The sequence below is a fragment of the Rhodoferax sp. genome, from assembly GCF_025354435.1.
GTDB lineage: Bacteria > Pseudomonadota > Gammaproteobacteria > Burkholderiales > Burkholderiaceae_C > Rhodoferax_B.
The window spans coordinates 1-13,926 of record NZ_JANXMU010000082.1 but is presented as its reverse complement, the minus strand read 5'-3'; the positions used below and the strand labels follow the sequence as shown (position 1 = coordinate 13,926).

13 protein-coding genes and 1 riboswitch are annotated in these 13,926 nt (G+C 64.4%); of the genes, 8 read left to right on the top strand and 5 right to left on the bottom strand.

Annotated features, from left to right (window positions below):
- Positions 1 to 3 precede the first annotated feature (3 nt).
- The 8 genes from Q0T48_RS20670 to Q0T48_RS20635 all read left to right on the top strand — a co-directional run bounded on the left by Q0T48_RS20670 (position 4) and on the right by Q0T48_RS20635 (position 7,481).
- Entirely contained in the window at positions 4 to 1,098 is a 1,095-nt protein-coding gene (locus Q0T48_RS20670; RefSeq protein ID WP_295960568.1) for an ABC transporter permease, read from the top strand.
- The gene (locus tag Q0T48_RS20665; protein WP_295960565.1) at positions 1,098 to 2,063 is read left to right on the top strand and encodes an ABC transporter permease; all 966 of its coding nucleotides are present in this window, start codon (positions 1,098 to 1,100) and stop codon (positions 2,061 to 2,063) included. The genes Q0T48_RS20670 and Q0T48_RS20665 overlap by 1 nt, the downstream gene beginning before the upstream one ends.
- A gap of 12 nt (positions 2,064 to 2,075) precedes the next feature.
- Complete coding sequence (locus tag Q0T48_RS20660) at positions 2,076 to 3,005, top strand: ribokinase (protein ID WP_295960563.1); 930 nt, start codon at positions 2,076 to 2,078, stop codon at positions 3,003 to 3,005.
- A 32-nt stretch (positions 3,006 to 3,037) separates the two neighbouring features.
- Complete coding sequence (locus tag Q0T48_RS20655; RefSeq protein ID WP_295960560.1) at positions 3,038 to 4,021, top strand: nucleoside hydrolase; 984 nt, start codon at positions 3,038 to 3,040, stop codon at positions 4,019 to 4,021.
- 202 nt (positions 4,022 to 4,223) lie between these two features.
- Positions 4,224 to 5,072 (top strand): 2OG-Fe(II) oxygenase family protein, encoded by an 849-nt coding sequence (locus Q0T48_RS20650; protein ID WP_295960555.1) that lies wholly within the window; start codon positions 4,224 to 4,226, stop codon positions 5,070 to 5,072.
- A 15-nt stretch (positions 5,073 to 5,087) separates the two neighbouring features.
- Positions 5,088 to 6,713, top strand: coding sequence for a bifunctional UDP-sugar hydrolase/5'-nucleotidase UshA (ushA, locus tag Q0T48_RS20645; protein WP_295960552.1), 1,626 nt, complete (start codon positions 5,088 to 5,090; stop codon positions 6,711 to 6,713).
- Between the two features lie 155 nt (positions 6,714 to 6,868).
- Complete coding sequence (locus tag Q0T48_RS20640; protein ID WP_295960550.1) at positions 6,869 to 7,168, top strand: DUF6172 family protein; 300 nt, start codon at positions 6,869 to 6,871, stop codon at positions 7,166 to 7,168.
- 10 nt (positions 7,169 to 7,178) lie between these two features.
- Entirely contained in the window at positions 7,179 to 7,481 is a 303-nt protein-coding gene (locus tag Q0T48_RS20635; RefSeq protein ID WP_295960547.1) for a hypothetical protein, read from the top strand.
- On the opposite strand, the gene metF is transcribed toward Q0T48_RS20635, so the two are convergent.
- From metF to Q0T48_RS20610, 5 genes are all read right to left on the bottom strand, one after another.
- Positions 7,478 to 8,317 carry a methylenetetrahydrofolate reductase [NAD(P)H] gene (metF, locus tag Q0T48_RS20630; RefSeq protein WP_295960544.1) on the bottom strand — a complete coding sequence of 280 codons (840 nt, stop codon included), beginning with the start codon at positions 8,315 to 8,317 and terminating at the stop codon, positions 7,478 to 7,480. The two genes, Q0T48_RS20635 and metF, sit on opposite strands and share 4 nt — an antisense overlap.
- Before the next feature lie 3 nt (positions 8,318 to 8,320).
- Positions 8,321 to 9,331, bottom strand: a complete 1,011-nt coding sequence (locus tag Q0T48_RS20625) for a TlyA family RNA methyltransferase (RefSeq protein WP_295960541.1) — start codon at positions 9,329 to 9,331, stop codon at positions 8,321 to 8,323.
- A 55-nt stretch (positions 9,332 to 9,386) separates the two neighbouring features.
- Entirely contained in the window at positions 9,387 to 10,826 is a 1,440-nt protein-coding gene (gene ahcY / locus Q0T48_RS20620; RefSeq protein WP_295960538.1) for an adenosylhomocysteinase, read from the bottom strand.
- A gap of 78 nt (positions 10,827 to 10,904) precedes the next feature.
- Positions 10,905 to 10,999, bottom strand: a riboswitch (S-adenosyl-L-homocysteine riboswitch).
- A gap of 6 nt (positions 11,000 to 11,005) precedes the next feature.
- A complete protein-coding gene (locus Q0T48_RS20615; RefSeq protein ID WP_295960535.1) occupies positions 11,006 to 12,322 on the bottom strand; it encodes an efflux transporter outer membrane subunit in 1,317 nt (438 codons plus the stop codon).
- 8 nt (positions 12,323 to 12,330) lie between these two features.
- Positions 12,331 to 13,746 carry an ABC transporter permease gene (locus tag Q0T48_RS20610; RefSeq protein WP_295960533.1) on the bottom strand — a complete coding sequence of 472 codons (1,416 nt, stop codon included), beginning with the start codon at positions 13,744 to 13,746 and terminating at the stop codon, positions 12,331 to 12,333.
- Between the last annotated feature and the right edge of the window lie 180 nt (positions 13,747 to 13,926).

The following is a 13,926-nucleotide window of genomic DNA, read 5'->3' as shown; positions in this document are numbered from 1 at the left end:
TTTATGAATCCACACAACCTCCCTGGCTGGGCCACGAACCTGCTGCTGCCCATCCTGAACCTCGTCTCGGCCATGCTGGTGGCGGGCGTGGTGATCTACGCACTGGGCGAAAGCCCCATCGAGTCGCTGGGCATCCTGGTCAATAGCGCCTTCCTCAACCCCGAGGGGCTAGGCTATACGCTGTTTTACGCCACCACCTTCATCTTCACCGGGCTGGCCGTGGCCTTTGCGCTGCACGCGGGCCTATTCAACATCGGCGGCGAAGGCCAGATGTACATCGGCGGCCTGGGCATGGCGCTGGTGGTGCTGAACATGGACGCAGGCTGGAGCCCCTGGCTGGTGATTCCGCTGGCCATCGCCATGAGCACCCTGTTTGGCGCGGCCTGGGCGTTTTTGCCGGGCTACCTGCAGGCCAAGCGCGGTAGCCACATCGTGGTGACCACCATCATGTTCAACTTCATCGCCTCGTCGCTGATGAACTACATCATCGTCAGCCTGCTGATCCCGGTGGGCCAGCAAAGCACCTCCAGCCGCCAGTTTGCCGAAGCCACCTGGCTGCTCCGGCTCAACGCGTGGCTGCCGGTGCTGGGCCAGACCCCCGTCAACATCAGCTTTCTGCTGGCGCTGGCCGCGCTGGGCCTGTATGCGCTGGTGATGTGGCGCACCTCTTGGGGCTACGGGGTCAGCACTGTCGGCCTGAACCCGCACGCCGCCCACTACGCGGGCATTTCCATCAAGGGCACAATCATCGGCGTGATGGCCGTGTCGGGCGCGCTGGCGGGCATGGCAGCGGTGAACAGTCAGATGGGCTCTTCCCACAACCTGGGGCTCAACTTTACGGCGGGCGCGGGCTTCATCGGCATCGCCGTGGCCTTGATGGGGCGCAACCACCCGATCGGCATCTTGCTGTCGGCGGTGCTGTTTGGCGGGCTGATCCAGGGCGGGTTTGACCTGTCGCTGGAGAAATCTAACATCCCGCCGGAAACCTTTGTGTTCATCCAGGGCCTGATCATCCTGTTTTGCGGAGCCATGGAGAATTTATATGCTCCCGCTCTCTCTGCCTTGCTGAATAGCTACAAAAAGAGGAGTGCAGTCTGATGGACAACATCCAACTTTCGAGCATCCTGGTGGCCATGGTGCGCAGTGCGCCGGTGTTGATTTTTGCGGCCCTGGGCGGTTTGTTTGCCGAGCGCTCGGGCATTGTGGACATCAGCCTGGAAGGCAAGATACTGGGCAGCGCCTTTGCCTCGGCCTGCGTGGCCTACGCCACCCAAAACCCCTGGTTTGGCGTGCTGGCAGGCATCGCGGTGTCCTGCCTGCTGGCGCTGCTGCACGGCTTTGTGTGCATCCAGCAGCGCGGTAACCAGCTGGTGTCGGGCATGGCTATCAATATCTCGGTCAGCGGCCTGACCTTTGTGCTGGCGCAGTTCTTCTTCCAGCAAGGGGGCCGCACGCCGCCGTTGGACGAAGGCCGCTTCCAGGCACTCAATATCCCTAGCAGCCAGGTGGTGGCCGATGTGCCGGTGCTGGGCTGGCTGCTGCGCGAACTGGTGGGCGGCCACACCATCCTGGTTTACCTGGCCTTTCTGGCCGTGCCGCTGGTGCACTGGGTGGTCAACCACACCCGCTTTGGCCTGCGCCTGCGCGCCGTGGGCGACAACCCGCATGCGGCGGACACTGCGGGCATCAGCGTGGCGCGCACGCGCTACCTGGCCCTGCTGGTGGGCGGCGTGCTGTGCGGCCTGTCGGGGGCCTACCTGGCCATCGTGCAAACCGGCTTCTTTTTGGCCGATATGTCGGCGGGCAACGGCTTCCTGGCCCTGGCCGCGCTGGTGTTTGGCAGCTGGCGCGCGGTACACACCACGCTGGGCTGCCTGATGTTTGCGTTTTTCAGCGCTCTGCAAATCCAGCTCGAAGGCGTGGTGCTGCCGGGCATAGGCAAGGTGCCGGGCTCGCTGATCCAGATGATTCCGTACATCGTGACCGTCATCATCCTGGCGGGCTTCATGGCCAAATCCGTAGCCCCCAAGGCCATCGGCGTGCCTTTTGTTAAATCCCGTTAATTTGGTTTTCCCATGATTTTTGTTGCTGGCTCGGCCAATCTTGATTTCGTAGTGCGCGCCACCCACATCCCCGCACCGGGTGAAACCGTGCTGGGCCGCGCGTTTCAAACCTTTCCCGGCGGCAAAGGGGCCAACCAGGCTATCGCCTGCGCCCGTGCGGGAGGCGCGGCCACCCACATGCTGCTGGCGTTGGGGGCAGATGCCTATGCACAGCCGCTGGAGGACTCTCTCACGCAAGCAGGCGTGGTGCAGCACGTGGTGCGCAGCCCCGACCAGCCTACCGGCACGGCCTTTATCTGCGTGTCTGACGATGCCGAAAACGCCATCACCGTGGCCCCGGGTGCCAACGCCAGCCTGCAAGCCGCGCATCTGCCGCCGCTGGCGGGCTTTAGCCACCTGCTGCTGCAACTGGAAACCCCGCTGGACACTGTGACCGCCTACGCCCAGGCCGCCCGCACTCAGGGCGTGCAGGTGGTGCTCAACGCCGCCCCCGCCCAGGTGCTCCCCGCCGACCTGCTGGCCGCGGTGGATGTGCTGGTGGTCAACGAAGGCGAACTGGCCAGCGTAGCCCAACACAGCGGCAGCATTGCCGAATGTCTGGCCCGGCTGAGCACCGCCTGCGTGGTTGTCACCCTGGGCCACCGCGGCTGCTGCGCGCGGCTCAACGGCCAGATCCTGCTACAGGCCGCCTACCCCGTCACGCCGGTGGACACCACCGCAGCGGGCGACAGCTTCTGCGGTGCCCTCACCGCCGCCCTGTCCCAAGGCCATCCGCTGGCGCTGGCGATGCAGTACGGCAGCGCCGCCGGTGCCCTGGCCTGTACCCGCCCGGGTGCGCAGACCAGTATCCCTACCCACGCCGAAGTGCAGGCCCTCGTCGCAGCCGGAATGCCCGCGGGAGCCGATGTCGCCTTGCGAGAATTTTGCGGATTCACCGCCTAAACTGCTCTTTTACCCTTTTGAACCGAACTGCTATGACCTCTCCCACCAAAGTTATTTTTGACACCGACCCTGGCGTGGACGACGCGATGGCCCTGTATTTTGCGCTGGCCCATCCGGCCATCGACGTGGTCGGCATCACCACCACCTTCGGCAATGTCACGGTAGAGCAGGCCGCCACCAATGCCCTGTACCTCACCGCCATCGCAGGAAAAACCGTGCCCGTGACCAAAGGCGTGGCCACCCCCTGGGTCAAGCCCGGCGAAGCGCCCCCGGCCTTCATCCACGGTGCCGACGGCCTGGGCAACCTGCCCTCGCGCGTGGCCACCACCAACCAGCTCGACCCGCGCTCCAGCGCCCAGTTCATCGTCGACATGGCCCGCGCCCACCCGGGTGAAATCACTCTGGTAGCGGTGGGCCCACTGGGCAACCTGAGCCTGGCGCTAAAGCTGGAGCCCACCCTGCCCAAGCTGCTGAAAGAAGTGATCCTGATGGCCGGCACCGTGACCGAGCCCGGCAACGTCTCCCCCGTGGCCGAGGCCAATGTGTGGAACGACCCGCACGCAGCCGACCACGTATTCAGCGCAGGCTGGAAGCTGACCATGGTCGGCCTGGACGTGACGCACCGCGTGATCCTGCCGCTGGCGCTGTTCAAGAAAATCGCCGACCACCAAAAGCACATCGCCACCGACGTGCTGCACCACGCGGTCAGCTTCTACGCCGACTTCTACAGCGGCATTTACCCGCATGTGGCCAAAATCCACGGCTGCTTTGGGCACGACGTGTTGGCCTTCATCTACCTGGTAAACCCCGAGCTATTCACCATCGAGTCCGGCGGCATCCGCGTGGCCACCGAGGGCATTGCCAACGGCCAGACCATGATGAAACGCAAGGACATCTTCCACCCCCAGGCCGGTTGGGCCGACACGCCGGCCACCCAGGTCTGCATGCAGGTGCAGGCCGAGGCCTGCAACGCCGTGCTGGAAGAAATGCTGATGTCCGACTGGCTGCCCAAGTAGTTTATGACTCACCCCCAGGCTGCAGTGCTACGCATCTTTCGCCAACCGCCCTCGTATGGGCTTGAAAAGCCAATACGACATGCAAGGGGCAACACCAGCAGCCTGGCGGAGCCAGTTCTGCGGTGTTTCTGGTGAACGTGCGTTCTGGCCGAATGTTGGGTGGTGGGTAGTTACAGCCTTGCATTGATTAAAGGAAACGACCATGCAATTCCCCGTCGTCAACTACCTCAGCGCCACCGCCGCGCAAGACTTTTGCAAAAGCCTGCATGAGACCGGCTTTGGCGTGCTGTCCCACCACCCGCTAGACCAGCACCTGGTGGACGGCATCTATGCCGAATGGCTGGCCTTCTTTGGCAGCGATGCCAAGCACCGCTACCCGCACGACCCGGTCCAATTCGACGGCTACTTCTCGCCCTCCGTGTCCGAAACCGCCAAGGGCAATGACAAGCGCGACCTCAAGGAGTTCTTCCACATCTACCCCTGGGGCCGGTATCCCGAAGAGGTGTCGGATGCTGCGCACCGCTACTACCAGCAAGGCAGCGCCCTGGCCGCCGAGCTGCTCAAGTGGGTGGAAGACAACTCGCCGCCCGAAGTGCGTGCCCGCTACACCGAGCCTCTGCCGAAGATGATCGAGGGCTGCGACCAGACCCTGCTGCGCGTGCTGCACTACCCGCCCCTGCGTGGCAACGAGGAGCCCGGCAGCGTGCGCGCTGCTGCGCACGGCGACATCAACCTGCTGACCATCCTGCCCGCCGCCACCGAACCCGGCCTGCAGGTGCTGGGCAAAGATGGTGCCTGGTACGACGTGCCCTGCGACTTCGGCCTGCTGATCGTCAACATCGGTGACATGCTGCAAGAAGCCTCGGGCCACTACTACCCGTCCACCACCCACCGCGTGCTCAACCCCATGGGTGAAGGCCGCTTCAAGTCACGCGTGTCGCTGCCGCTGTTTTTGCACCCCCGCCGCGATGTGGTGCTGTCTGACCGCTACACCGTGCAAAAATACTTTGACGAACGCATGGCCGAGTTGCGCGGTCCCCGCCCCACCTAGCAAGCGAGCGCATCCGTGCACTTCACCCGCCTTGCCGCCGCCCTCCTGCTCGCAGCGCTGGCGGGTTGTGCCGCTACCAGGCCAGAGAAAGACAAAACCACCCGCATCACCATCCTGCACACCAACGACCACCACGGTCGGTTCTGGAGGAACAGCGATGGCGAATACGGCCTGGCGGCGCAAAAGACGGTGGTGGACCAAGTGCGGGCCGAAGTCGCAGCCCAGGGCGGCTATGTGCTGCTGCTGAGTGGCGGCGACATCAACACCGGCGTGCCCGAATCCGACCTGCAAGATGCCGTGCCCGACTTCCAGGGCATGAACCTGCTGCGTTTCGATGCCATGGCCGTCGGCAACCACGAGTTCGACAAACCCCGCGCGGTGCTGGAGATGCAGCGCAGCCTGGCACGCTTCCCCATGCTGTCGGCCAACATTTACGACCACGGCCAGCGCCTGTTTGCGCCCTACAAAATCTTCAACGTGGGCGGCGTCCGCGTGGGCGTCATGGGCTTGACCACCGAAGACACCTTCAAGATGGTGCTGCCCGACAACGTCAAAGACGTTGAATTCCGCAGCGTGGTTGCCGAGGCCCGCCAGCTCGTGCCCGCGCTGCGCGCCCAAGCCGACGTGGTCATTGCCGCCACCCACATGGGCCACTACCCCAACGGCCAGCACGGCAGCCAGGCCGAAGGCGATGTGGAGATGGCCCGCGCCGTCAACGGCATCGACCTGGTGGTCGGCGGCCACTCGCAAAATCCGGTCTGCATGCTGGCCGAGAACGTGCGCGATGCGGCCTATGTGCCCGGCGCCCCCTGCGCGCCGGACCGGCAAAACGGCACCTGGATCGTGCAGGCCCACGAATGGGGCAAATACGTGGGCCGCGCCGACTTCAGCTACCGCCACGGCGAATTCAAGCTGGTGCACTACGCACTAATCCCCATCAACCTCAAAAAGACGGTGCAGGGTGCAGACGGCAAGCCCGCCAAGGCCTACTACACCAGCGAGATCGCCGAAGACCCCGCCATGCTGGCCGTGCTCACGCCGTACCAGAACATCGGTCAGGAAAAGCTCGGCATTACCGTGGGCAGCAGCGATGCCCGCATCGAAGGCGACCGCAGCATCATCCGCGCCCAGCCCGCCGCCATGGGCGTGCTGGTGGGCCAGTCGATGCTGGAAAAAACCCGGGCCGATTTCGCCGTGGTCAACGCCGGTGGCGTGCGCGACTCCCTGCCCGCAGGCCCACTGACCTACAAGGACGTGCTCAAGGTCCAACCCTTTGGCAACACCATTGCCACCGTCGATTTCACCGGGGCCGAGGTGATGGACTACCTGAACGCCACCGCCAAAATGACCGCGGGCTCTGGCGCATTCCCGCAATTTGCAGGCATTCAGCTGGTTATCGCCAACGGCCAAGTCAGCAGCGCCAGCATCCGCGGCGTGTCCATCGCCCCCACGCAGACCTACCGCATGGCCATCAACAACTTCCAGGCCGTTGGCGGCGACGGCTACCCCAAGCTGCTAGCCCACCCCAGCTACACCAACACCGGCTTTGTTGATGCCGACGTGCTGCGCGGCTTCATCACCGCCCACAGCCCTTTGAAAGCCGCCGACTACGCGCCCGGCGATGCCGTGACACGCCCGTAGAAATTTATAAAAAATAGGCCTCTGGCGCATATATCACCTGCGCTAATAGCTATTTATTTAATAGCATCACCGAGAGAACTTCTCCCAAGCCCCATAATCGAGAGCCTGCCGAGGGCCGTCCAACCAGGGCGGCATCGGCTTCACAAAGGCATTCTGTGAAAAAAACATTCCCCCTGAATATCGAAGGCAAGCACCGCGACCGCGTGGTTGAAGCCACCAAAAACGACATCCGCAAATACGTCAAACGCCAGCTACGCGTGGCGCTGCCCGAAGGCGTGGACTACTGGGACTGGGATTGCCGCTTCGGCACCAGCGCCGAGACCGCGGTGGTGGTGCACTTTGCCACCATCACCAAGCTGATCGACGACGTGGCGGCTGCGGGTGCAGCAGCGTTCTACATCGAACTGATCGCCAAAAACGGCGTGCGCACCGCCAAACCCAGCGTCGCACAGTAGTCGCAAGCCCATGGATTACCTCGACTTCGACACCAGCGAAGACGAGCACGGCTGCGCATCCCTGGAAGCCATGGCCTCCGTCTCCGCCGCCCAGGTGGCTGCGGTACAGGCCGAAATCCAGCAGGTGCTGGGCTGGGCCCAAGCCGCATTCCCCGGTCTGCAGGCCCCGTTGGACGAGGGCGGGGAATGGGACTTTCAGGTGCAGCAGCAGGTTGAAATTGTTGCCGGGCAGACTCGGCAAACGTTTACCCTGTCACTGACCGGCACGCCGCAGTTTTGTGAGGCGTTTCGGCAGCAATTTCCAGTCAATTAGCCCGGTAGCCCCAACCGCTTGCAAATCTCCAGCGTCGCCACACTCTGGTTCATGGTATAGAAGTGCAGGCTGGGTGCGCCACCGGCGATCAAGCGTCCGCACAGGTCGGTGACCACTTCCAGGCCGAAGGCCTTGATGCTGGCGGTGTCGTCGCCGAAGCCTTGCAGGCGCAGACGGACCCAGCGGGGGATTTCGGCACCGCAGGCATCGCTGAAGCGCATGAGCTGCGACGAGCTGGCGATGGGCATGATGCCGGGGACCACGGGGATGGTCACGCCGAGCTTGCGGGCATCGTCCACCAGGCGGAAGTAAGCGTCGGCGTTGTAGAAGTACTGCGTCATGGCCGAATTGGCCCCGGCGTGGACTTTGATGGCGAAGGCGTTCAGGTCGGCATCGGCCGATTTGGCCTGGGGGTGTACTTCGGGGTAGCAGGCCACCTCGATGTGGAAGGCATCGCCGGTCTCGGCGCGGATGAAGGCCACCAGGTCGCTGGCGTAGTGGAATTCACCGCCCGCGCCGTAGCCGCTGGGCAAGTCACCGCGCAGGGCCACCAGGCGCTTCACGCCCATAGAGCGCAAAGTGGCCAGCTGCGCCCGCACCGTGGCCTTGGTCGCACCCACACACGAGAAATGGCTGGCGGCCGAAACGCCCTCGGCCAGGATCTCGGCCACGGTGGAAAAAGTGCCTTCTTGCGTGGAACCGCCGGCACCAAAAGTGACCGAGCAGAACTCAGGCTTCAGCGCGTACAGGGCCTGGCGCACGGTGCGCAGCTTGGCCGCGCCTTCAGGGGTTTTAGGAGGAAAAAACTCCAGACTCAAGGGAATATTCTTAGCCATGGCTCATGCCACCTTTTTCGCATAAATGAAGAATTCACGGTTGCCGTCGCCGCCTTCGAGCACGCTGTCAAACCAGTCCAGCACTTCCAGCTCTACTTCGGCGCAGCATTGGCGCAGGCGCGCCTCCACCACGGCATACAGGGCGGGGTCGCGCACGATACCGCCCTTGCCGACCTGGCCGGGCTGCAATTCAAACTGGGGCTTGACCAGCATCAGCAACTGGCCTTCGGGTGGCATCAGGGGTACCAGCGCGGGCAGGATGTGGGTAAGCGAGATGAAGGACACGTCGCCCGTGACCAGATCGAACTCGGGCGTGGTGTCCACCCCATCCAACCCGGCCTTGCGGCGGTGGCGCTTGGGGGCGGCATCGGCTGCGGGTTCTGACGACTCCAAAGGCCGCGCGTTGACTTTGCCGGTAGCCTGGGCGATGTGGGCCTCGATCTCGGCATCGTCTGCGTCGTCGCTGTCGTCGTAGTCGGTGACTTCACCGCCGCCGCGCATCCAGCCGTAAGGAGCCTCAGGCTCGGGGTCGTCCACGGTGGGCGGCACCCAGTGCTCGGACAAGACCAGCTCGCAGGCTTCTTGCAGGGATTCGGGGGTGAGCGAGCGGGCGTTCATGCCTTCCACGCACAGCACCCGGGCATCGACGCGCAGCTTGGGGTGCAGCTGGGCATGGCCCACGTCCACACCGGTCACCTGGGCCACACCCGCTTGCAGCAGGCAGTCGGTGAAACCACCGGTGCTTTGGCCTACGTCGAGCACATACAGGTCGGTCACATCCAGGCCGGTGTGCTTCAGCGCAGCTTCCAGCTTGAGCCCGCCGCGCGAAACGTAGCGCGCCTCGGCATCGTTGAGCAGCTCCAGCGGCGCGTCTTCGGGGATGTCGTCCTTGTTTTTGACCACCGTCCGCCATTTGATGCCGTCAAACCAGCGCATCCCCCCGGTGATCAGGCGCACGGCCTGGGAGCGGGATGCGGCCATGCCGCGTTCTACAAGTAATTGGTCAGCGCGCATCGGGCTCCGGAAGGTAAGGGATAAAAAACTCCCCCGGTGCGGGGGAGCAGGCGCTTTAGTAGCGGTAGGTTTCGACTTTGTACGGACCGGCTTTGCTCACGCCGATGTACGCGGCTTGCTCGTCCGTCAGCTCGGTCAGCATCGCGCCAACCTTCTTCAGGTGCAGGCGGGCGACTTTTTCGTCCAGGTGCTTGGGCAGCACGTAGACCTTGCCGTTTTCGTACGCGTCGGTACGGGTGAACAGCTCGATCTGGGCGATGATCTGGTTGGCAAAGCTGGCCGACATCACGAAGCTGGGGTGGCCGGTACCGCAACCCAGATTCACAAGGCGGCCCTTGGCCAGCAGGATGATTTTTTTGCCGCTGGGGAAGGTGATGTGGTCCACCTGGGGCTTGATCTCTTCCCACTCGTACTGCTCGATCGCCGCGACTTCAATTTCGTTGTCGAAGTGGCCGATGTTGCAGACGATGGCCTGGTCCTTCATGCGCAGCATGTGGTCGTGGGTGATGACGCTCTTGTTACCGGTGGTCGTCACGAAGATGTCGGCGTGTTCGCAGGCGTAGTTCATGGTGACTACGCGGTAGCCTTCCATCGCGGCTTGCAGGGCGTTGATCGGGTCGATCTCGGTCACCCACACTTGTGCCGACAGCGCGCGCAGGGCCTGGGCCGAGCCCTTGCCCACGTCGCCGTAGCCTGCGACGACGGCGACCTTGCCCGCAATCATCACGTCGGTGGCGCGCTTGATGCCGTCCACCAGGGATTCGCGGCAGCCGTACAGGTTGTCGAACTTGCTCTTGGTCACCGAGTCATTGACGTTGATGGCGCGGAACAGCAACGTGCCCTTGGCCGACATTTCGTTCAGGCGGTGCACGCCGGTGGTGGTTTCTTCGGTCACGCCGATGATCTCTGCCGCCTTGCGGGTGTACCAGGTGGGGTCCACAGCCAACTTGGCCTTGATGGCCGCATACAGCAGGGTTTCTTCTTCGCTGGTGGGGTTAGCGATCAGCGAGGCGTCTTTTTCAGCGCGCTGGCCCAGGTGCATCAGCAGCGTGGCATCGCCGCCGTCGTCCAGAATCATGTTCGGGCCTTCGCCAGGGGTGCCCTTGGCGCCGAAGTCAAAAATGCGGTGGGTGTAGTCCCAGTAGTCGGCCAGGGTCTCGCCCTTGATGGCGAACACCGGCGTACCGGCCGCGGCGATGGCGGCAGCGGCATGGTCTTGCGTAGAGAAGATGTTGCACGAAGCCCAGCGCACTTGCGCACCCAGGGCTTGCAGGGTTTCGATCAGCACAGCGGTCTGGATCGTCATGTGCAGCGAACCGGTGATGCGCGCGCCCTTCAGCGGCTGGGCCGCGGCGAATTCTTCGCGGATGGCCATCAGGCCGGGCATTTCGGTTTCGGCAATGCGGATTTCGCGCTGGCCCCAGCCTGCCAGGGACAGGTCGGCAATGGCTTGGTCAGGGGTCGAGACGGGAATAGATTTGAGAACTGCGTTCATGGTGGCTCCACAACAGGTTGTAAACGTTGGTATGGCCACTGCACAGAAGATGGGAAAAACTCAACTCACCCTGCTGGCAGTGGGTGAGCGCCGTTATCAAAGGATACGGATTCCGAGCCTCACACTTTGGTTTAAATCTGGTTAAACCCAAGGTTGCAGCGCTCCTCGAAAGTTGACAATTATACGGAGGAAGCAATTTCTGCCCAGCTCCCACCGAATGCCCGGTACACCGCCACGGCTGCTTGCAGGTGCGCCAGCTTCAATTGCACCGCTCCGTCCTGGGCCTGCGCCAGTGTGCGCTGGACTTCCAACAGGGCCAGCAGGGTGTCGGCCCCGGCACGGTGGCGCGACTCGGCCAGTTGCAGGGCCCGCCGGGCCTGGGCCAGGGCTTCGGCCTGGGCGGCGCGCTGCGCGTCCAGCCCGGCCAGCGCGTTCAGCGCCACGCGGGCATCGCTCCACGCGGCCAGGATGGCAGCGCGGTAGTGGGCCAGCAGCTCGTCGCGCTGGGCCTGGGCCAGGGCATACCCGGCGGCGCGGCGGTCGGCATCAAACACCGGCCCCGCCAAGCCTGCGGCCAGGGTGTAGAGCGGGTTATCGAACAGGCTGTGCAGGCGCGGGCCGCTGCTGGCGATGTCGGCCGCCAGCACCACGCTGGGCAGCATGGCGGCCCGGGCCACGGCCACCTGGGCATCGGCAGCGGTCAGTTGCGCCTCGGCACGGGCGATATCAGGGCGGCGGGCCAGCAGCTCGGACGGCAGGCCCGCGACCACGCTGGGCACCCGCACATCGGCCCACACACCGGTGATGGTCGGCATCTGCGCTTGCCCCAACAGCACGGCCAGCGTGGCCAGGCTGTCCGCCTGCTGCTGGGCCAGCGCGGCCACGCTACGCCGCTGGGCCGCCACCAAACCCCGCTGCTGGGCCAGGTCCAGCAGGGATGCCGCACCGGCACGGGCTCGGGCCTCTACCAGTTGCAGCAAGCGCTGGGCTGTCGCCAATTGCTGGTCGGCCAAGGTTTGCTGTTCGCGCAGGCCCAGCACCTGCAGCCAGGTGCTGGCAACGCGGGCGGTAAGGGTCAGGCGCACGGTGTCGCGGTCGAACTGACTGGCCCGCACGCTGGCCCGCGCGGCATCCTGCCCGGCCTGGTTGCGGCCCCAGAAGTCGATTTCATAGCTGGCCGACAGACCCACGCCCAGCAGGCTGCCGTCTGCATCCGGATTGCCGGTGGCCCGGCTGGCGCTGAGGTTGCCGTTCACTTGCGGCCACAGGGTGGCCCCGGCGATGCGGCTGCTGGCCTGGGCCTGGCGCACGCGGGCCACGGCGGCGGCGGTGTTTTGGCTCTGCGCCTGGGCCTGGGCGACGAGCGGGGCCAGTTCCGGGCTGCCAAAGCCGTGCCACCAGCCGTCGGCATCGGCCTGGGCCACCGGCTCGGGGGCTGGCTCCGGTGCGATGGCGGCGCAGCCTGCCAGCGCCAGACAGAAACACCAGGATGTCAAAAACGTTTTCATTCAGAAGCCAGGGCCACCACCGGGTCCAGCCCGGCGGCCCGCTGTGCGGGCATAAAACCAAAAATAACGCCGGTAGCCACGGCGCAGCCGAACGCGCCGACGATGGCCGTGAGCGAGAAGACCACCGGCACGCCAAATACCCTCAATACGCCTCCCAGCGCCAGCCCTACCAGCACGCCAATGGCCCCACCCACCACGGTGACCAGCACCGCCTCGGTCAAAAACTGGCGCAAGATGTCGCGCTGGCGGGCACCGGTGGCCATGCGAATGCCAATTTCGCGGGTGCGTTCACGCACCGTCATCAGCATCACATTCATCACGCCAATGCCGCCCACCACCAGCGAGATAGCAGCGATCAGGCCCAGCATCAGGGCCATGGTGCGCTCGGTTTCGCCCTGCACGCGGATGGATTCGGCCTGGTTCCACAGGCGCACGTCTTTGGCGCGGCGGCTCTGGGCCAGTGCGGCCAAAATCGCGTCGCCGGTAGCACTGGCCTGCGCCATATCGCGGATCAGCACCGAGATCCAGCCCGGGTGCGGATGGCCGTACAGCCGGGCGCTGGCAGAGGCAAACGGCACCACCACGCGCTCGTTCACGTCTTCATCGCCGCCGCCCCCGCCTTTGGCGGCCAGCACGCCGATGACCTGAAACGGCACGCCCTCGACCAGGATGTCTTGCCCCAGCGGATTGCTGCCGTCGGCAAACAGCACTTTACGTACCGACTGGCCCAGGATGGCGACCTTAGCCAGGCGCAGATCGTCGGCCGCGTCAAACCACACGCCCTCGGCCAGCGGCCAGCTCAGCGCCTCGGAGAGATCGGTGGTGGCACCGCCCACCTCGGTCTGGTGGTCGATGTTGCCGCGCCGCACCACCAGGCGGCCCTCGATGTAGGGCGCCACGGTCTGGATGTTCGGTAGCTGGCGGATGGCGTCGGTGTCGGTGTCGGCCAGGGTCAGCGGGGCCGCCTGGTCGCGGCTGCTGCCCTGCATGGCCGAGACGTACATCGCCTTGGCCCCGAAGGTCGCCATATCGGCCATCACCTTCTGCTGCGAGCCGGTACCCACCGCCAGCATGACGATGACCGAGGCCACGCCGATCACGATGCCCAGCAGGGTCAGCGCCGTGCGAAAACGGTTCACGGCCATGACGCGCCAGGCGGCACGCAGGGCATCGCGCAGCTCGGCCCACAGCACAGCCCTAGGGGAAATACTACTGTTTTGATAGCTACTAGTGTAAGCAGTACCTACGCTAGAGGCCGATTTTGCTTGAAATTCTACCGCACGGCCGGAATCGCCCACGATCTGCCCGTCGCGGATTTCAATCACCCGGCGGGCCTGTGCGGCCACGGAGCGGTCGTGGGTGATCAGAATCACGGTGTGGCCCGCGTCGGCCAGTTCGTGCAGCAAGACCATCACCTCGGTGCCGCTGTGCGAATCCAGCGCGCCGGTGGGTTCTGTCCTGGTCTAATGAATTCGCACACTCCGATGGGTGAAAATCAGTTGGACAGTAAACGTGACGAAATCAACCCGAAGAGTCTTTGACGCGAGCTTCAAGCTGCAAGTCGTTCAGATGATCCGCGTCCAGGGGCTCGG

Coding starts and splice junctions, on each gene's coding strand:
- Q0T48_RS20670 (WP_295960568.1), top strand. CDS start 4: ATGAATCCACACAACCTCCCTGGCTGGGCCACGAACCTGCTGCTGCCC.
- Q0T48_RS20665 (WP_295960565.1), top strand. CDS start 1,098: ATGGACAACATCCAACTTTCGAGCATCCTGGTGGCCATGGTGCGCAGT.
- Q0T48_RS20660 (WP_295960563.1), top strand. CDS start 2,076: ATGATTTTTGTTGCTGGCTCGGCCAATCTTGATTTCGTAGTGCGCGCC.
- Q0T48_RS20655 (WP_295960560.1), top strand. CDS start 3,038: ATGACCTCTCCCACCAAAGTTATTTTTGACACCGACCCTGGCGTGGAC.
- Q0T48_RS20650 (WP_295960555.1), top strand. CDS start 4,224: ATGCAATTCCCCGTCGTCAACTACCTCAGCGCCACCGCCGCGCAAGAC.
- Q0T48_RS20635 (WP_295960547.1), top strand. CDS start 7,179: ATGGATTACCTCGACTTCGACACCAGCGAAGACGAGCACGGCTGCGCA.
- metF (WP_295960544.1), bottom strand. CDS start 8,317: ATGGCTAAGAATATTCCCTTGAGTCTGGAGTTTTTTCCTCCTAAAACC.
- Q0T48_RS20625 (WP_295960541.1), bottom strand. CDS start 9,331: ATGCGCGCTGACCAATTACTTGTAGAACGCGGCATGGCCGCATCCCGC.
- ahcY (WP_295960538.1), bottom strand. CDS start 10,826: ATGAACGCAGTTCTCAAATCTATTCCCGTCTCGACCCCTGACCAAGCC.
- Q0T48_RS20610 (WP_295960533.1), bottom strand. CDS start 13,746: ATGGTCTTGCTGCACGAACTGGCCGACGCGGGCCACACCGTGATTCTG.